General features: G+C 71.4%; 18 protein-coding genes. 12 read left to right on the top strand and 6 right to left on the bottom strand.

The genetic code is table 11. The features are described from left to right. Positions 1 to 6: 6 nt before the first annotated feature. Positions 7 to 690, bottom strand: a complete 684-nt coding sequence (locus tag VGO20_RS10040) for a Tim44/TimA family putative adaptor protein (RefSeq protein ID WP_327502193.1) — start codon at positions 688 to 690, stop codon at positions 7 to 9. 188 nt (positions 691 to 878) lie between these two features. Between VGO20_RS10040 and VGO20_RS10035 the strand changes: the two genes are divergently transcribed. The 4 genes from VGO20_RS10035 (at position 879) to VGO20_RS10020 (ending at position 4,901) form a co-directional block, all read left to right on the top strand. Then, complete coding sequence (locus VGO20_RS10035; RefSeq protein ID WP_327502192.1) at positions 879 to 1,457, top strand: FxsA family protein; 579 nt, start codon at positions 879 to 881, stop codon at positions 1,455 to 1,457. Further along, positions 1,454 to 1,993, top strand: coding sequence for a histidine phosphatase family protein (locus VGO20_RS10030; protein ID WP_327502191.1), 540 nt, complete (start codon positions 1,454 to 1,456; stop codon positions 1,991 to 1,993). The genes VGO20_RS10035 and VGO20_RS10030 overlap by 4 nt, the downstream gene beginning before the upstream one ends. 75 nt (positions 1,994 to 2,068) lie before the next feature. Next, positions 2,069 to 2,611 carry a protein-export chaperone SecB gene (gene secB / locus VGO20_RS10025; protein ID WP_327502190.1) on the top strand — a complete coding sequence of 181 codons (543 nt, stop codon included), beginning with the start codon at positions 2,069 to 2,071 and terminating at the stop codon, positions 2,609 to 2,611. Positions 2,612 to 2,639: 28 nt separating this feature from the next. Further along, positions 2,640 to 4,901, top strand: coding sequence for a PAS domain-containing sensor histidine kinase (locus tag VGO20_RS10020; RefSeq protein ID WP_327502189.1), 2,262 nt, complete (start codon positions 2,640 to 2,642; stop codon positions 4,899 to 4,901). 39 nt (positions 4,902 to 4,940) lie between these two features. On the opposite strand, the gene rho is transcribed toward VGO20_RS10020, so the two are convergent. Continuing rightward, entirely contained in the window at positions 4,941 to 6,197 is a 1,257-nt protein-coding gene (gene rho / locus VGO20_RS10015) for a transcription termination factor Rho (RefSeq protein WP_327502188.1), read from the bottom strand. Between the two features lie 248 nt (positions 6,198 to 6,445). On the opposite strand from rho, the gene VGO20_RS10010 reads away from it, so the two are divergent. Beyond that, positions 6,446 to 9,175: a cation-transporting P-type ATPase gene (locus tag VGO20_RS10010; protein WP_327502187.1), complete on the top strand. Its 2,730-nt coding sequence runs from the start codon at positions 6,446 to 6,448 to the stop codon at positions 9,173 to 9,175. Between the two features lie 35 nt (positions 9,176 to 9,210). Here the strand turns inward: VGO20_RS10010 and VGO20_RS10005 are convergent, their stop codons facing one another. Next, positions 9,211 to 9,834 (bottom strand): fasciclin domain-containing protein, encoded by a 624-nt coding sequence (locus tag VGO20_RS10005; RefSeq protein ID WP_327502186.1) that lies wholly within the window; start codon positions 9,832 to 9,834, stop codon positions 9,211 to 9,213. Between the two features lie 151 nt (positions 9,835 to 9,985). On the opposite strand from VGO20_RS10005, the gene VGO20_RS10000 reads away from it, so the two are divergent. From VGO20_RS10000 to VGO20_RS09990, 3 genes are all read left to right on the top strand, one after another. Further along, positions 9,986 to 10,396, top strand: coding sequence for a DUF4345 domain-containing protein (locus VGO20_RS10000; RefSeq protein ID WP_327502185.1), 411 nt, complete (start codon positions 9,986 to 9,988; stop codon positions 10,394 to 10,396). A gap of 191 nt (positions 10,397 to 10,587) precedes the next feature. Next, complete coding sequence (locus VGO20_RS09995) at positions 10,588 to 11,151, top strand: sigma-70 family RNA polymerase sigma factor (RefSeq protein WP_327502184.1); 564 nt, start codon at positions 10,588 to 10,590, stop codon at positions 11,149 to 11,151. After that, on the top strand, positions 11,148 to 11,852 hold the full coding sequence (locus tag VGO20_RS09990; RefSeq protein ID WP_327502183.1) for an anti-sigma factor: 705 nt from the start codon (positions 11,148 to 11,150) through the stop codon (positions 11,850 to 11,852). Before VGO20_RS09995 ends, VGO20_RS09990 begins: the two co-directional genes overlap by 4 nt. 13 nt (positions 11,853 to 11,865) lie before the next feature. Here the strand turns inward: VGO20_RS09990 and hemJ are convergent, their stop codons facing one another. From hemJ to hemE, 3 genes are read right to left on the bottom strand one after another with little or no spacing between them, the layout of a single operon-like run. Further along, complete coding sequence (gene hemJ, locus VGO20_RS09985; RefSeq protein ID WP_327502182.1) at positions 11,866 to 12,291, bottom strand: protoporphyrinogen oxidase HemJ; 426 nt, start codon at positions 12,289 to 12,291, stop codon at positions 11,866 to 11,868. Positions 12,292 to 12,307: 16 nt separating this feature from the next. After that, complete coding sequence (gene hemH / locus VGO20_RS09980) at positions 12,308 to 13,378, bottom strand: ferrochelatase (protein ID WP_327502181.1); 1,071 nt, start codon at positions 13,376 to 13,378, stop codon at positions 12,308 to 12,310. 44 nt (positions 13,379 to 13,422) lie between these two features. Next, entirely contained in the window at positions 13,423 to 14,469 is a 1,047-nt protein-coding gene (gene hemE / locus VGO20_RS09975) for a uroporphyrinogen decarboxylase (RefSeq protein WP_327502180.1), read from the bottom strand. A gap of 411 nt (positions 14,470 to 14,880) precedes the next feature. Between hemE and VGO20_RS09970 the strand changes: the two genes are divergently transcribed. The 4 genes from VGO20_RS09970 to coaE form a co-directional block, all read left to right on the top strand. Continuing rightward, positions 14,881 to 15,720 (top strand): pyruvate, water dikinase regulatory protein, encoded by an 840-nt coding sequence (locus tag VGO20_RS09970; protein WP_327502179.1) that lies wholly within the window; start codon positions 14,881 to 14,883, stop codon positions 15,718 to 15,720. Next, positions 15,720 to 16,328: a Maf family protein gene (locus VGO20_RS09965; RefSeq protein ID WP_327502209.1), complete on the top strand. Its 609-nt coding sequence runs from the start codon at positions 15,720 to 15,722 to the stop codon at positions 16,326 to 16,328. Before VGO20_RS09970 ends, VGO20_RS09965 begins: the two co-directional genes overlap by 1 nt. Continuing rightward, entirely contained in the window at positions 16,325 to 17,179 is an 855-nt protein-coding gene (locus tag VGO20_RS09960; RefSeq protein WP_327502178.1) for a shikimate dehydrogenase, read from the top strand. The genes VGO20_RS09965 and VGO20_RS09960 overlap by 4 nt, the downstream gene beginning before the upstream one ends. A 5-nt stretch (positions 17,180 to 17,184) precedes the next feature. Then, on the top strand, positions 17,185 to 17,646 hold a 462-nt coding region (coaE, locus tag VGO20_RS09955; protein ID WP_327502177.1), incomplete at its 3' end, for a dephospho-CoA kinase.

Raw genomic sequence — 17,646 nt, 5'->3', positions numbered from 1 at the left:
CGGGCCTCACGACGGGACGCGGGTCTCGACCAGGAACCAGTTGGGATCGCGCGAGCGGGTGTCGCGCGCGAAAGTCCAGATGTCGATCACTTCCAGCGTGCGGTCCGGGTCGCCGTCGACGACCGAGCCGTCGGCGGCCCGCGTCACGTTGATCTGGTCGGAGACGAACCTGACCCCGACCATCGCGTTCCGCCCGTCGAGGGTCGCCTCGACGATGTCGGCGTCCTGGATGGTCTCGATCCGCGTCTCGAGCGTCTCGCCGCGCTCCGCCCGCTCGGCGATCGCCTTGGCGAAGTTGCGGTAGACGTCGTCGCTCAGCAGCGGGCGCAGGGTGTCGGTGTCGCCGCGGGCGAAGGCCGCCACGATCATCTCGAACGCGGCGCGCGCGCCCTGGACGAACTGCTTCTCGTCGAAGTTGGGATCCGCGGCCCGGATCGTGTCGATCGCGGCGGCGAGCGGTATCGGCTCGCCGGGGGTCGGGGCGCGCGCCTCGACCCGGCGCGGCTCCGGCATCTTGACGACGTTGTCCGGCGCCTCGCGGCCGCGGGGCCCGGGCTGCTGGGCGTACGGGTTCGGACGCTGACGTTCCTCACCGTGCCGGCGGCCCAGCACGCTGCGCAGCCGGTAGACCAGGAAGGCCGCGATCATGGCAAGGATTAGGATGTCTATGAACTGCACGCCGTCGCCCATTTTGTGATCCCGCCCCGTCGGAGCCTCATCGCGGTGGGTTCGCCCTGGACCGGCGGGAGGGCACGTACTACCTGTAACGTGCTGCCCATACCGTGGGAAAAGCGCCCATGGTGCTGCGCCGGGCCTTGATCCGACCGGAACGATGCCTTCACAGATAGGGGTTTGCTGCCCAAAGAGCAAGGATCGGCATGTATCTTCTCCTGGCACTTCTGATCGTTCCGATCCTCGAGATCGCGGTCTTCATCCAGGTCGGCGGCGCCATCGGCCTGTGGCCGACCATCGCGCTCGTGCTGCTGACCGCCTTCGCCGGCACCGCGCTGCTGCGGGCCCAGGGCTTCGCGGTGATGCGGCGCGCCCGGGAAAGCCTCGCGCGCAACGAGCTGCCGGTCCGCGAGGTCTTCGACGGGCTGTGCCTGATCGTCGCGGGCGTCCTCCTGCTGACGCCGGGCTTCGTCACCGACACGCTGGGCCTGCTGCTGTTCCTTCCGCCGCTGCGCGAGCGGCTGCGCGGGTTCCTGGTGCACCGGCTGTCGCGCGGCGACCGCCTGCGCGTGTTCGTCGACGGCGCCGAGGTGCAGCCCCGGGCGCGGCGCGGCGGCCCCGGAGGTCCCCCCGGGGGTCCAGGCGTCATCGACGGCGACTTCAGCGAGGTCGACGACCGCCCGCCCCCGGCCCCGCCTCCCTCCGAGCCACCCGAGGACCTCCCTCCTCCCGACAGCCGCTGGCGGCCTCCCGGCGCGCCGAAACCCCCGGGGACCGACCGATGATCCTGCTCCGCCACGGCCAGAGCCACTTCAACGCCGCCTTCAACCGGACCCGCATCGACCCCGAGATCCCCGACGCACCCCTGACCGAGACCGGCCAGGCCCAGGCGCTGGCGGCGGCGTCCCGCCTGGCCGGGCGCGGCTTGCGGCGGATCGTCTCCAGCCCCTACACCCGCGCGCTCCAGACAGCCTCGATCGTGGCCGAGATGCTGGAGCTGCCGATCACCATCGACCCGCTGGTGGGCGAGCGCGCCGCGCTGTCCTGCGACATCGGCACGCCGACCCGCGAGCTGGCGCTGGCCTGGCCGGCACTCGACCTGTCGCACCTGCCGGAACGATGGTGGCCGGAACTGGAGGAGCCGGAGACCGCCCTGCGGGTGCGGGCCGAGGAGTTCCGGACGCTGATGGCCGGGACGGACGACCGGCACGCGGTCCTCGTCGTCTCCCACTGGGGGTTCATTCGGGCATTGACCGGACGCGAGGTCACGAATTGCGAGATCGTCGCCTATGATTGGACCGCCCATGACGGGGACCGTTGACGCGGCGCCTGGATCGTTGTCGGAGGACGGCGATCCGTGGTAGCCACGGGCCACCGGTTCCACAGGAGTTCTCCCATGTCCGACCAGGCCAAAGACGGCAACACCCCGACCGAAGGCGCGGCGAGCGGCCGCCCGAACGCGCTGCCGATCATGGTCAACGCGCAATACGTGAAGGACCTGTCCTTCGAGAGCCCGAACGCGCCGCAGGTCCTGCTGCCGAACCAGCCGCAGCCCCAGGTGTCGATCTCGGTCAACGTGCGCCCCCAGGCGCTGGCCGAGAACGTCTTCGAGGTGGTGCTGCACCTGCGCGCGGAGGCCACCGCCAACGAGAAGACCTATTTCATCGTCGACCTCGCCTATGGCGGCCTGTTCACGCTGCAGGGCGTGCCGAAGGAGCACCTGAGCCCGGTGCTGATGATCGAGGCGCCGCGCATGCTGTTCCCCTTCGCGCGCGCGATCATGGCCGAGGCGACCCGCGACGGCGGCTTCCCGCCGCTGATGGTGAACCCGATCGACTTCGCCGACCTGTACCGGCGCCAGCTCGCCCAGGCCCAGGCCCAGAAGAGCGATCAGGAGCGTACGCCCGGCAACGGCAGCGGGAACACGGCCAACGCCTGACCCGGCGCGCGGCCGGGAGACGCGCCCGATGGTGCCGGCCGGCGACGACCTCCGGGCACTGCTGGAGACGAACGGCGCCGCCGCCTTCGCGCTCGAGGCCACCGGCCGCGGCTTCGTCGTGCTGGCCGCCAATGCGCGCCACGGGCGCCTGACCGGCCTGGAGGCCGTCGTCGGCCTGACGCCGGCGGAATTCCTGCCGCCCGAGGAGGCCGAGGCGCTCGAGGCGGGGTGCCGGCGCTGCGCCGCTTCGGGGACCGCGGTCGAGTTCGAGGGCACGCGTACGCCGCGCCGGGGCGAGACTTGGTGCCGTACGATCCTCGTCCCGGCCCGTATCGGCGGTGGACCCGTACGCATCTTCGCGACGCTGCTCGAGCTTCCCGGCCGGCGGCACACGGAACTCGTGCTGCGCCCTACCGACCGCAGGCTCGCGGCGGTGTTCGAGACCGCCAACGCCGGCATCCTGCTGGCCGATGCCGAGACCGGCCGCATCCTGATCGCCAATCCCCATCTCGAGCGGCTGCTCGGCCATCCCATCGGCGGGCTGGCCGGGACGGCGCTGGAGGCGATCGTGGCGCCCGGCGAGGTTCCGGGGCTGGAGCGGCAGCGGGCCCGCGCGCGGGCCGGCATCCTCGATCCCCATTCGGCCGAGTGCCGGCTGCGCCGGGCGGACGGCAGCGAGTTCGTCGGCGAGGTCGCCGGGTCGTTCTTCCGGGAGATGGAAGGCGGCCGGCCGCTGTGGGTCGTCTCGGTGCGCGACCTGTCCCCGGTCCGCGTGCTCCAGCAGCGGCTGGCGGACGCGCTTGAAGCCAGCAACGACGGCTTCGCCCTGTTCGACGAGCTGGACCGGCTGGTCGTGTGCAACCACGCGTTCGCCGCCGTCTACGGCCGGACCCCGTCCGAACTGCGCGGCACCGGCTTCGAGGAGATGCAGAGGCGGGCCTGGCGGCTCGGCACCGGCCCGCGCGTCGAACCCGGGGAGTACGAGGCCTGGCTCGCCGCGCGGATCGAGCACCACCGCAGGGCCGACGGCGCGCCGCTCGTCGCGCCGACCCGGCACGACCGCTGGTTCATGGTCCAGGAGCGCCGGACCGGCGAGGGCTGGACGACGCTGGTCCGCACCGACATCACCGAGTTCAAGCGGCGCGAACGCGCGCTGGAGGAGAACGAGACGCTGCTCCGGCACGGGGCGGAGCTTGCGCGGCTCGGCTATTGGGTATGGGACGAGGTCGAGGACCGGTGCCTGCACTGCTCGCCGGTGCTGGCGGCGATCCACGGCCTAAGCGTCGAGCGGTTCCTGGCCGGCCCGGGGTCGGCCAGGACGGCACTGGCGGAGTGCCTGCATCCCGACGACCGCGACGCGTTCCTCGAGCGGCACGCGACGGCGCTTGCCGCCGGAACGCCGTTGACGCTGGACCTGCGGCTGCGGGTCGGCCCGCGGGAGGAGCTTCGGCACGTCCGGGCGATCGTCGACTTCTTCCGCGACGCGTCGGGCGGGGTCGTCCGCTCGCTGGGCGTGATGCAGGACATCACCGGCCACAAGCACCGCGAGCTGGAACTGGAGCGCGCGCGGGCCGCCGCCGAGGAGGCGAGCCGGGCGAAATCCGACTTCCTGGCCCATATGAGCCACGAGCTGCGGACGCCGCTGAACGCGATCATCGGCTTCAGCGACCTGATGCTGCTGCAGCTCGACGCGCCGCTGCCGGCGCGCTACGAGGGCTATCTGCGCGACGTCCATACCAGCGCCTGCCACCTGCTCGACCTGATCAACGGGCTGCTCGACCTCGCCAAGATCGAGGCGGGGCGCTTCGAGCTGGACGAGGGGCCGGTGGAGGTCGAGGACCTGCTGGCCCGCTCCGCGCGCTTCGTCGCGGAGGCCGCGGCGCGCAAGTCGATCGAGTTGCGGACGGCGCGCGACGCGCGGCTGTCCAGGCTGCGCGCCGACGGGCGCGCGCTGCAGCAGATCCTGGTCAACCTGCTCAGCAACGCCGTCAAGTTCACCCCGGAGGGCGGCAGGGTGGAAATGGTCGCGGATCTGCGGGAGGGCCGTCCGACGATCACGGTCGCGGACACCGGGATCGGCATCCCGGCCGAGGAGATCGCGCTGGTGCTCCAGCCGTTCGCGCAGTCCAGCCGTACGCGCCGCCTGGACGCCACCGGCACCGGCCTCGGCCTGCCGATCGTCCGCTCGCTGGTCGAGCTGCACGGGGGCAAGATCGGCATCGAGAGCGACGCCGGCCAGGGGACGAGGATCACCGTCGAGCTGCCGGCGGAGCGCCTGGAGGGGGTCTGACGACCCCGCCCCTTGCGCAGACCGGGCTGACGGTTCCCGCTACTGGTTCATGGACTCGAAGAAGTCCGAGTTGCTCTTGGTGTGCTTCAGCTTGTCGAGCAGGAACTCGACCGCGTCCACCGGGCCCATCGGCATCAGGATCCGGCGCAGCACCCACATCTTGGAGATGGTGCCGCGGTCGACCAGCAGCTCCTCCTTCCGGGTGCCGGACTTCGTGATGTCGATCGCCGGGAAGGTCCGCTTGTCGCTGAGCTTGCGGTCGAGGATGATCTCGGAGTTGCCGGTGCCCTTGAACTCCTCGAAGATCACCTCGTCCATGCGCGAGCCGGTATCGATCAGCGCGGTCGCGATGATCGTCAGCGAGCCGCCCTCCTCGATGTTGCGGGCCGCGCCGAAGAAGCGCTTGGGACGCTGCAGCGCGTTGGCGTCGACGCCGCCCGTCAGCACCTTGCCCGAGCTCGGCACGACCGTGTTGTAGGCGCGCGCGAGGCGCGTGATGCTGTCGAGCAGGATCACGACGTCGCGCTTGTGCTCGACCAGGCGCTTGGCCTTCTCGATCACCATCTCCGCGACCTGGACGTGGCGCACCGCCGGCTCGTCGAAGGTGGAGCTGATCACCTCGCCGCGCACGCTGCGCGCCATGTCGGTGACTTCCTCCGGCCGCTCGTCGATCAGCAGGACGATCAGGTAGCATTCGGGATGGTTGGACGCGATCGAATGGGCGATGTTCTGGAGCATCACCGTCTTGCCGGTCCGCGGCGGCGCCACGACGAGCGCGCGCTGCCCCTTTCCGAGCGGCGCCACCAGGTCGATGATCCGGCCCGTGAAGTTCTTCTTCGTCGGGTCGTCGACCTCCATGCGCAGGCGCTCCTCCGGGTAGAGGGGCGTCAGGTTGTCGAAGTTGATGCGGTGCCTGACCTTGTCGGGCGCGTCGAAGTTGATCGTGTTGACCTTGAGCAACGCGAAGTAGCGCTCGCCGTCCTTGGGCGCGCGGATCTGCCCCTCGACCGTGTCGCCGGTGCGCAGGCCGAAACGCCGCACCTGGCTGGGGCTGACGTAGATGTCGTCCGGACCCGGCAGGTAGTTGGACTCCGGCGACCGCAGGAATCCGAACCCATCCTGCAGGATCTCCAGGACGCCGTCCCCGAAGATCGGCACCTCGTTCTCGGCGAGCTGTTTCAGGATCGCGAACATCATGTCCTGCTTGCGCAGGCTGCTGGCGTTCTCGATCTGCAGCTCTTCCGCGAACGCAAGAAGTTCGGCAGGCGTCTTACATTTCAACTCGTTCAGGTTCATGTGTGCCCGTGGGAAGATACGGCTGGAGAAGAGGTCGTCGGGACCCGCTGCACGGCAACGCGGTGATTCGGCCGGGGGACGACGCCCTGGGGATGGGCGCCGGAGAAATGACGAGGATTCTCGGAAAACAGGCCTTGCGACTCGCTGATGGTTAGCCCAAGCCGGAAAGCAAGTCAAACGAAACCGGAACTGTTCGTTCGTTCTATCCCGGATGTCCGGGTACGCGCGAGACGCCCGAAGGAGACACGATGGACCGTCGAGAAGACGCCGGAACCCTCGACCGGCCGCCGGCAGGGACCTGGCACGCGGAGCCGGCCGGACGCGTCCTGGAGCGCCTCGGCACGGGTCCCGACGGGCTCGCCCCGGACGAGGCCGCCCGCCGGCTGGCGCAATCCGGCCCGAACCGCCTGGAGGCGGCCGCGCGGCGCCCGGCGCTGCTGCGCTTCCTCGGCCAGTTCAAGGACGTGCTCATCTACGTCCTGATCGGCGCCGGCGCCGTCACCCTGCTGCTCGGCGAATGGGTCGACGCCGGCGTCATCTTCGGCGTCGTCGTCCTCAACGCGCTGATCGGGTTCTTCCAGGAGGGCAAGGCCGAACAGGCGCTGGACGCGATCCGGGTCATGCTGTCGCCGCAGGCCGGCGTGCTGCGCGCGGGGCGGCGCATCACCGTGCCGGCGGAGGAACTGGTCCCGGGCGACCTCGTCTATCTCGCGTCGGGCGACAAGGTCCCGGCCGATCTGCGGATCGTACGCTCCAAGACCCTGCAGATCCAGGAGGCGGCGCTGACGGGAGAGTCCGTCCCGGTGTCCAAATCGGCCGAGCCCGTGCCACCCGGGGCCGACCTGGCCGACCGGACCTCGATGGCCTATTCCGGGACGCTCGTGACCTACGGCCAGGGACAGGGCGTCGTGGTGGCGACCGGGCAGGCGACGGAGATCGGCCGGATCAGCACCCTGCTGGCCGGGGTGGAGGTCCTGAAGACGCCGCTGGTCGCGCTGATGGAGCGGTTCGGCCGGCAGCTGACCGTCGCCATCCTGGCGCTGGCCGCCGGCGCCTTCGCCTTCGGGGTCCTGCTGCGCGACTACGCGGCGGCCGAGATGTTCATGGCCGCGGTCGGCATCGCCGTCGCCGCGATCCCGGAGGGCCTGCCCGCCGTCATGACGATCACGCTCGCGATCGGCGTCACGCGCATGGCGGGGCGCAACGCCATCATCCGACGCCTGCCCGCGGTCGAGACGCTCGGCTCGGTCAGCGTGATCTGCTCGGACAAGACCGGGACCCTGACCCGCAACGAACTGACGGTCCAGCAGGTCGCCGCCGCCGACGCGAGCTGGGACGTCGGCGGCATCGGCTACCGCCCCGACGGCGATTTCAGCCATGGCGGCCGGGCGGTCGACCCGCGCGAGGACGCCGTGCTGGCCGAGATCATCCGTGCCGGCGTGCTCTGCAACGATGCGAGCCTGACCGAGCGGGACGGCGAATGGGGGGTCGAGGGAGACCCGACCGACGGCGCGCTGCTGACGCTCGGCTCCAAGGCCGGGATCGACCCGGCGGAGGAGCGCCGCGTCCGCCCGCGCACCGACCTGATCCCGTTCGAGTCCGAGCACCGGTTCATGGCGACGCTGAACCACGACCACGAGGGCCATGCCGCCGCCTACGTCAAGGGCGCCCCCGAGCGCGTGATCGAGATGTGCGAACGGGAGCTGCGCCGGGACGGCCCCGCCCCTCTGGACGCGGCGGCCTGGCACGACCGCATCGCGGCGCTGGCGGCGCGGGGCCAGCGCGTTCTGGCCGTCGCCACGCGCGAGATGCCGGCGGCGGCGACCGCGATCGCCTTCGACGACGTCGGGCGCGGCCTGGTCCTGCTCGGCCTGGTCGGCCTGGTCGATCCGCCCCGGACGGAGGCGGTCCAGGCGGTCCGGGCCTGCCGAAGCGCCGGCATCCCGGTCAAGATGATCACTGGCGACCATGCCGGCACCGCGCGCGCGATCGGGGCCGAGTTCGGGCTGGGCGGCGAGCGCGGCGCCGTGACCGGGGCCGAGCTCGAAGCGCTGGACGATACCGAGCTTGCCGCGCTCGCCCGGGAGGCCGAGATCTTCGCGCGCACGACCCCCGAGCACAAGCTGCGCCTGGTCCGCGCCCTCCAGGCCTCCGGCGCCTCGGTCGCGATGACCGGCGACGGCGTCAACGACGCCCCGGCCCTGAAACGCGCGGATGTCGGGATCGCGATGGGGCAGAAAGGCACCGAGGCCGCCAAGGAGGCCTCGGACATGGTACTGGCCGACGACAACTTCGCCTCCATCGCCCATGCGGTCGAGGAAGGGCGCACGGTCTACGACAATCTGCGCAAGGCGATCCTGTTCATCCTGCCGACCAACGCCGCGCAGGCCACGATCATCCTGGTGTCGATCCTGCTCGGCCAGGCGCTGCCGATCACGCCGGTGCAGATCCTGTGGGTCAACATGATCACCGCCGTCACGCTCGGCCTGGCACTCGCCTTCGAGCGGCCGGAGACCGACATCATGGACCGCCCGCCCCGCCCGCGCGAGGCGCCCCTGCTGTCCGGCTACCTGCTCTGGCGCATCGGCGCGGTGACGGCGCTGCTCGTCCCGGGATCGTTCGGGCTGTTCTTGTGGGTGGGCTTCCAGGGCGGGACGATCGAGGAGGCGCGCACCGCCGCGGTCAACGCGCTGGTGATGGGCGAGATCTTCTACCTGTGGAACGCGCGCTACATCCTGGCGCCTTCGCTGAACCTCGAAGCGCTGTTCGGCTCGCGTCCGGTGCTGGTCTCGATCGCGGTCGCCGCGGCGCTCCAGCTCGGCTTCACCTACCTGCCGTTCATGCAGGCGCTGTTCGGCACCGCGCCGATCGATGCCGGGACCTGGGGACTGGTCGCCGTCGCAGGCGCCGCGGTCTTCGTCCTGGTCGAGGCGGAGAAGGCGGTAGCCCGCCGATGGAGGAAAAGCCGCGCGCGCTGAGGAAGGCGGCTGGCCGCCGCCTCCCCCGGTAGCGATCACTTCGGCATCAGGACCGAGTCGACGACGTGGATGACGCCGTTGGACTGGTAGACGTCGTAGGTCGAGATGGCCGCGACCTGGCCGGCGGCATCGCGCACCACGACGTTGCTGGGGCCGTTCATCATCGCGGTCAGCATCCCGCCGGACGCGGTCTCTAGGGTCGCGGAGCCGTTGCCGGCGGTGATCCGCTCCTGCAGCGCCGCCATGTCGAGCCGGCCGGGGACGACGTGATAGGTCAGGACGCCGGTGAGCGCCGCCTTGTTCTCGGGACGGACCAGCGTTTCGACGGTACCGGGCGGAAGGCGCTCGAAAGCGGCGTCGGTCGGGGCGAAGACCGTGAAGGGCCCGGCTCCGCGGAGCGTGTCGACCAGGCCCGCGGCCGTGACGGCGGCGACCAGGGTCTCATGGTCCCGGGAGTTGACGGCGTTGTCCACGATGGTCCGGTTCGCGAGCATCGGCTGGCCGCCGACCGTGACGGTCCCGGAGGCCATTCCCGGCGACGTGGTCATGGCCATCGGCTTCGACATCGTATCGGCCTGGGTATCGGCCTGCGACTGGGCACAGGCCGACAGCGCGGCGAGCGACCCGGCGGCGAGCAGCATCTTGATGGTCGTGCGCATGGTGTTGTCCTCGTCGTGTTGGGCGCGCCCGGCGGCGCGCTCGACACACCTACGGCCGCGCCGCCGACGGCGGATGCAGGGCGCACGAATTTATTCGCCGCCGTCCCTCCCGCCGGTCTTGAATGGCGACGGGGCAGGAAGGGACGACGCCATGAACGCCAGGGGGAACGGGGTGGAGCGGCGCGTGCTCCAGGCGGTGGTCTCGGTGCTGTGCATCGTGCCGATCGGCGCCGGAGCCGCGGGGGTGGTGCTCGGCCCCGGCCTGGTCGGGACCGACGCTCCCGACGCCGACCTCGACAGCCATTTCCGCTACCTGTCCGGGCTCCTCCTGGCGATCGGGCTGACCTTCCTTTCCACGGTCCCCGAGATCGAGCGGCGCACCCGGCGCTTCCGGCTCGCCGCGGCACTCGTCTTCTGCGGCGGCCTCGCACGGGGCCTGTCGCTGCTGGCCTCGGGAGAGCCGACCCTTCCGCACCTCGTCGGCCTCGGCCTCGAGTTGATCGCCACGCCGCTTCTCGTCCTCTGGCAGGCCCGGCTCGCCGGCAGGCCGGTCGCCGCGTGACGCCGCCGCGCATCCACGGCAGGCAAAGCCGCCGTATGCCCGATCGAAGGAGCAGCGCTGGAATGATGGCGATCGCGACATACTCTCACTGGCGGCGGCGGCCATCCCGGCCGTACGTCCGCCGCACCCGCGCAGGTCGCCGGGACGGGACGGGCGGATCCGCTCCCGCGTTCATTGGATTTTCGACCGCCGTGCCGACCGCCGTGCCGCTCCCCACCGACGACGATCTCGCTCCTCTCATCCGGCGCTGCGCGGCGGGAGACGTGTCGGCGCTGCGTGCGATCTATCGCGGCCATGCGGCCCTCATGCTCGGCCTCGCGGTCCGGATGCTGGCCGACCGCCGCCTCGCCGAGGAGGCCGTCCAGGACGCCTTCGTCCAGATCTGGCGCAATGCCGCCCGGTTCGAGCCCGGCATGGGCACCGGGCAGGCGTGGGTCCTCGGAATCCTGAGGTTCCGCGCGCTCGACCTGCGTGCCTCCGAAACGAGGCGGGCGCCACCGGGAACCATGGAGATCGACGATGCGCAAGCGGCCGGCGCCATCGCCGGCGTGCCGCCGGAGCCGGTCGAGGAGCGCGCCGCCTTGAAAGCCTGCCTCGGCGAACTCAAGGACGGGCCGAGGCGGAGCATCGTGCTCGCCTATGTCGAGGGCTGCTCGCATGCCGAGATCGCCGAGCGGCTCGAACAGCCGCTCGGAACGGTCAAGAGCTGGATCCTGCGCGGGCTCGGCGCGTTGCGGGACTGCCTCGAGCGATGACGGACGATCCCGGCCCCGACGAGGACCTTCGCGCGGCCGAATACGTGCTCGGGACGCTGCGCGGCGCCGAGCGCCGGCGCTTCGAGGCCGAGCTTCGATCCAATCCCGTGCTGGGCGAACAGGTCGCAGCCTGGCAGGAGCGGCTGTCCGGCCTCGCCGGGACGGTCCGCCCCGTGGCGCCGCCGCCGGACCTGTGGTCGCGCATCGAGAGGGAAGTCGAACCCGCGCGCAGGCCCGGGCTCCTCGTCCGCCTGTGGAACGACGTGCTGCTCTGGCGGATCGCGGCGGTTTCGGCCATGGCCGCGACGGTCCTGGCCGTGGCGGTCGCGCTGCAGCCGGTCCCCCAGCCAGTTTCCCGGGCAGGCCCCGCTCTGGTCGCCGTCCTCCAGGAAGGGACGGAGCCGGCCTTCGCGATCCGCATTCCCGAGGACGAGCGCGCGACCGTCACGCCGGTCGGGGAGCGGACGGTCCCGCCGGGACGAAGCTACGAGCTGTGGGCGGTCCCCGGCCAGGGGACACCGGTGTCCCTCGGGCTCGTCGCGGGCTCGGAGGTCACCCTCCTTCCGCTCGACCGCATGCCGGCCGACCTGCTCCGGCCGGGCGTGACCCTGGCGGTCAGCCTCGAGCCTTCGGGCGGTTCGCCGAGCGGCGGCCCGACGGGCCCCGTCCTCTTCGCCGGGACGCTGGTCGCGGCAAGGTGAACGCGCGCGCGCCTCAGAACGGCTTCACGATGACCAGGATCACGATCGCGATCATCAGCACCGTCGGCACTTCGTTGGCGATCCGGAAGAAGCGCTGGGACCGAGCGTTGCGGTCCTCGGCGAAGGCGCGGCGCCAGCCCGCCATCATCATGTGCGCGGCCGTCAGGCCGAGGACGAGCGCCAGCTTCGCGTGAAGCCAGCCCTGGCTCATCCAGTCCGGCACCAGCAGCACGAGCCAGATGCCGAACACGTAGGTCGCGACCATCGCGGGGTTCATGATCGCGCGCAGCAGGCGCCGCTCCATCACCTTGAACGTCTCGGAAGCGGCCGATCCCGGCTCGGCCGCCGCGTGGTAGACGAACAGCCGCGGCAGGTACAGCAGCCCTGCCATCCAGGCGATGATACTGACGACGTGGAACGCCTTCACCCAATCGTACAATCGAGGCCCCCTTCCCTCATGCCGCCACCTGCGGGCAGCCGCCGAGCCGGCCGGGGCAGATCCGGCCGCCGGCCTCGCTGCGCAGCGCGCAGCCGCCGGCCGCCCCACTGGCCGCCCCACTGGCCAGCGCCGCCCGGACGAGTCGCGCCAGCCCCCCGATGAAGCCGGGCTCGACGCCCACCGCGGGGACGCGCTCGAACCAGGGCACACCGTTGGCGGCCGCGAGGTGGCGGTACTCCTCCTCGATCTCGACCAGCGTTTCGGAATGTTCCGACACGAAGGCGGTCGGGACCACCACGACCGGGACGCCGTCCCGGCCGGCGCGCAGGATCTCGGCGTCCGTCGAGGGGCCGATCCATTCCAGCGGCCCGACCCGGCTCTGGTAGCAGCCGACCCAGTCCGGGTCGAGGCCGTCCGCGCGCAGCCGGGCGACGATCGCCTCGTTGGTCCGCTCGCACTGCCACTGGTAGGGGTCGCCCCGCTCGACGACCTTTTTCGGCAGGCCGTGGGCGGAGAACAGGATGCGCGGGCGGCCATGGCGGCCAGCACGATCGTAATGATCGCGGATCAGTTTCGCCTGCGCCTCGATCAAACCGTCCTCGGAAGGATAGCAGCACACCACCCGGGTCGGCCGGTCGATCCCGGCCAGCTTCGCCGCCCGGTGCCAGACCCGCAGGCTGGAGGCGGTCGTCGTGGTCGAGAACTGGGGATACAGCGGCAGCAGCACGATCTCCGCCGGATCGAACTCCCGGACCTGCAACGCGCATTCCTCGCTCATGGGGTGCCAGTAGCGCATGGCGACGAAGCACCGCACCTCGCCCATGTCGGCCAGCGCCGCCTCGATCGCGCGGGCCTGAGCCTGCGTGTTGGGCAGCAGCGGCGAGCCACCGCCGAGGCTGTCGTAGATCGCCGCGGCCGCGCGCGCGCGCCGGCGGGCCAGCAGGTAGGCCAAGGGGAGGCGCAACGGCGCCGGCAGGCCGATGATGGCGGGGTCGGAGAACAGGTTGTAAAGGAACGGCCTGACCGCCTCGGGACGGTCGGGACCCCCGAGATTGAACAGGACGACGGCAATTCGCGGCTTGGACATGCCCGATACCTATGCCGGGCCGGCCGGGCGTCCAGCCCCGGCCGTCACGATAGTGCCGGCCAGGCGCGCAGCAGCGCCGCGAGCTGGCCGACATGCTTGGGCGGCGTCGACTGCACGACGCCGTGGCCGAGATTGAACACGAACGGCCCGCCGGCGAGCGCTTCCAGGACGTTGCGCGCGGCCGCCGACAGCGCCTCCCCGCCGGCGACGAGCATGATCGGGTCGAGGTTGCCCTGGACCGTCAAGCGCGTCTGCAACGTCAGCGCCGCCCATTCCGGCGGCACCGCGGTGTCGAGGCCGAGCGCATCGACGCCGGTCGCATCGGCGTATTCGGCGTAGAGCAGCCCGGCGCCGCGCGGGAAGCCGATCACCGGAACGTCGGGATGCCCCGCCCTCAGGGCCGTCACGATGCGCGCCGTCGGCTCCACCACCCAGCGGCGGAACTGCGGCGCGGGCAGCACCCCCGCCCAGCTGTCGAAAAGCTGAACCGCTTCGGCGCCGGCGGCGATCTGTGCCGACAGGTAGTCGACCGTCGCCGCGACCAGCATGTCGATCAGCGCCGAGAAGCCGTCGGGATCGCGGTAGGCCCAGGCCTTGACCTGGGCGAACTCCTTAGAGCCGCCGCCCTCGACCATGTAGCAGGCCACGGTCCAGGGCGATCCCGCGAAGCCGATCAGCGCCGTTTCCGCCGGGAGGGAGCGGGAGAGCCGGTCGACCGTCTCGTAGACCGGGGCGAGCCGCTCGTGCAGCCGTTCGGCCGAAAGCCGTGCCAAGTCCTCGGCCGAACGGACCGGGTCGAGGCGCGGGCCCTCCCCTTCGACGTAGTCGAGCGGCTGGCCGAGCGCGTGAGGGACCACGAGGATGTCGCTGAACAGGATGGCGGCATCCATCCCGTACCGCCTCAGCGGCTGCAACGTAACCTCTTCCGCCAACTCCGGGTTGAAGCACAGGTCCAGGAACGACCCGGCCTTCGCCCGCATCGCCCGGTACTCGGGCAGGTAGCGGCCGGCCTGGCGCATCAGCCAGAACGGCGGACGCTCGCAGGCCTCGCCCCGAAGGGCGCGCAGGAAGGGTTTGCCACTCGTCGCCAAGCCATTCTCCCGGAAACACCGCTGTACAACATGCCACCTTCCTAACAGGGAATCTTTTTTTTTGAAAAGGGTGGATGGTGTGGTGGATGGCTGTGGAAAACGGTGATTACTCCCTATCCACGATCTTATCCCCAGAATCGCGGAACGGCTTGCGGGCACTGTGCGCGAATCGCGGGGCTTAACGGCTGCCGGGGCGGGGTGGTATAGCATTTCCACCTGTTTGGGGATGCTGGGGATAACCGGCCCGGAGGCCGGCCTTTTTCTCGAGTCCCCAGCCGGCCGGGAAAGGTGTCCGGCGCCGGTATGGAATCCGGTATGCTCGAGGGACGGATGGCGCAAAACGGAGTGCTGTGCGTTCATCCCCGACTTTTCCCGAGTTATCCCCGACTCATTCACAGGGTTTCCGAGCGGATGGCCCCGAATCAGAAGCAGTTCCACCTCCACCTCGTGTCGGACGCGACGGGCGAGACCATCAACTCCGTCGCCCGGGCCTGCGTCTCCCAGTTCGACCACGTCGAACCGGTCGAGCATTTCTGGAACCTGGTCCGCACGGCGCGGCAGCTCGACATGGTCATCGAGGGAATCAGAGACAATCCAGGGTTGGTGATGTTCACCCTGGTCGACGAGGGGCTGCGCCGGCGCCTCCAGGAGGTGTGCCGCGACCTGCAGGTGCCGTGCATTCCCGTGCTCGACCCGCTGATCAATGCCCTGGCCGCCCATCTCGGCCTCGAAAGCCAGAGCCAGCCCGGCCGCCAGCACATCCTCGACGCGGAATATTTCGGGCGCATGGACGCGATGGACTTCGCGCTCGCCCACGACGACGGGCAGTCCGCCTGGGAGCTGCACGAGGCCGACGTGATCCTGGTCGGCGTGTCGCGCACCTCCAAGACGCCGACCTGCATCTATCTCGCCAACCGCGGCATCAAGACCGCCAACGTGCCTTTCGTCCCCGGCGTGTCGCTGCCGCCGGAACTGGAGCAGCTGACCCGCCCGCTGATCGTCGGCCTGACCAAGGACCCGGACCGCCTGATCCAGATCCGGCGCAACCGGCTGCGCCTGCTCAACCAGGCCGACGACACCGACTACGTCGACCCGGAAGTCGTGCGCGCCGAGGTCTCGGAGGCGCGGCGCCTCTACAGCCGCCGCGGCTGGCCCGTCATCGACGTGACGCGCCGCTCGATCGAGGAGACCGCGGCCGAGATCATGATGCTGCTGGCGCGCCGCCAGCCCGGCCGGAGGGCGGACGGATGATGGCGGCGGACGCGCCCGAGGTCGTGCTCGCCTCCGGCTCGGCCGCGCGCGCGGAGATGCTGGGCCGGGCCGGGCTGGTCGTCCGGCGCCACCCGGCCGCGGTGGACGAGGCGGAGATCAAGGCCTCCTGCCGGGCCGCGGGGATGGAAGCCGGGGAGGTCGCCGAGGCGCTGGCCGAGCTGAAGGCGATGCGGGTCTCGCCCCGGTATCCGGGCGCGCTGGTGATCGGCGCCGACCAGATGCTGGACTGCGAGGGACGCTGGTTCGACAAGCCCGAAGACCCCGATGCGGCGCGCGCGCAGCTTGCCGCCCTGTCCGGGCGGACCCACCGGCTCGTCACCTGCGCGGTCGTGGTGCGCGACGGGCAGCGGCTATGGCACCACCTGGACGCGGCCGAGCTGACGATGCGCACGCTCTCGCCGGGCTTCGTGGACCGCTATCTCGCCGAGGCCGGCGAGGCGGTGCTGACGACGGTCGGCGCCTACCAGCTCGAGGGCCTGGGGGCGCAGCTCTTCTCCCGGGTACGCGGAGATTTCTTCACGATCCTGGGGCTGCCGCTGCTCCCCCTGCTGGGCTTCCTGCGCGTGCACGGGGCGGTGCCGTCATGATCCTGAGCGCCAAGGCCCGCGTCGCCGGCGTCATGGGCTGGCCCGTGGCCCATAGCCGCTCGCCGCGCCTGCACGGCTGGTGGCTGGAACGCTACGGGATCGACGGCGCCTACGTGCCGATGGCGGTGCCGCCGGACGGGGCGGCCGAAGCCGTGCGCGCGCTGCCGAAGCTGGGCTTCCGGGGCGCCAACGTCACCGTGCCCCACAAGGAGGCGGTGATCGCCGCCCTCGACCGGCTGGACGCGACGGCGCGGCGGATCGGCGCCGTCAACACGATCCTCGTCCACGAGGACGGCACGCTGGAGGGCCGCAATACCGACGGCTTTGGCTTCGTCGAGAACCTGCGCGCAGGCGCTTCGGGCTGGACGGCGGCGGCCGGCCCGGCCGTCGTGCTGGGTGCCGGCGGGGCCGCGCGGGCGGTGCTGGTGGCCCTGGCCGATGCGGGCGCCCCGGAGATCCGCCTGCTGAACCGCACGCGCGAGCGGGCGGAACGGCTCGCGGACGAGCTGGGCGGCGGCCTCGCCTGCCCGGTCCGCGTGCTCGACTGGGCCGCGCGCGCCGAGGCGCTGGACGGCGCCGCGCTGCTGGTCAACACCACGACCCAGGGCATGGCCGGGCATCCGCCGCTCGACCTTGCGCTGGACGCGTTGCCGCGCGCGGCGCTGGTGACCGACATCGTCTACACCCCCCTGGAGACGCCGCTGCTGCGCGCGGCAGCGGCGCGCGGCAACCCCGTCGTCGACGGGCTGGGCATGCTGCTGCACCAGGCGCGGCCGGGATTCGAGGCCTGGTTCGGGCGTGCGCCGGAGGTGACGGCGGAACTGCGCCGTTTCGTGCTCGAGGGCGGCTGAGCACCATGGTCGTCCTCGGCCTCACGGGATCGATCGGCATGGGCAAGAGCACGGCCGCGCGCATGTTGCGCACGCTCCGGGTGCCGGTCCATGACTCGGACGCCGCGGTCCACCGGCTGCTGGGGCGCGGCGGCGACGCCGTCGGCCCGATCGCGCAGGCGTTTCCCAACGTGGTGCGGGACGGCGCCGTCGACCGCCAAGCGCTGGGCGCGCGGGTCTTCGGCGACCCGCCGGCACTGAAGCGGCTGGAGGCGATCGTCCATCCGCTGGTGCGCCGCTCGCAGCAGCGTTTCCTGGCCCGGTGCGCGCGGCGCAAGGTGCCGCTGGCGGTGCTGGACATCCCGCTGCTGTTCGAGTCCGGCAACGAGCGCCGCGTCGACGCGATCGCGGTGGTGAGCGCGCCGGCCTTCGTCCAGCGCGCCCGGGTGCTGGCGCGGCCCGGCATGACGCCGGGCAAGCTGGCGCAG

Origin of the sequence: Arenibaculum sp., assembly GCF_035998295.1 — a bacterium.
GTDB lineage: Bacteria > Pseudomonadota > Alphaproteobacteria > Azospirillales > Azospirillaceae > DASYHS01.
This window is presented reverse-complemented; position numbering and strand designations above follow the sequence as displayed.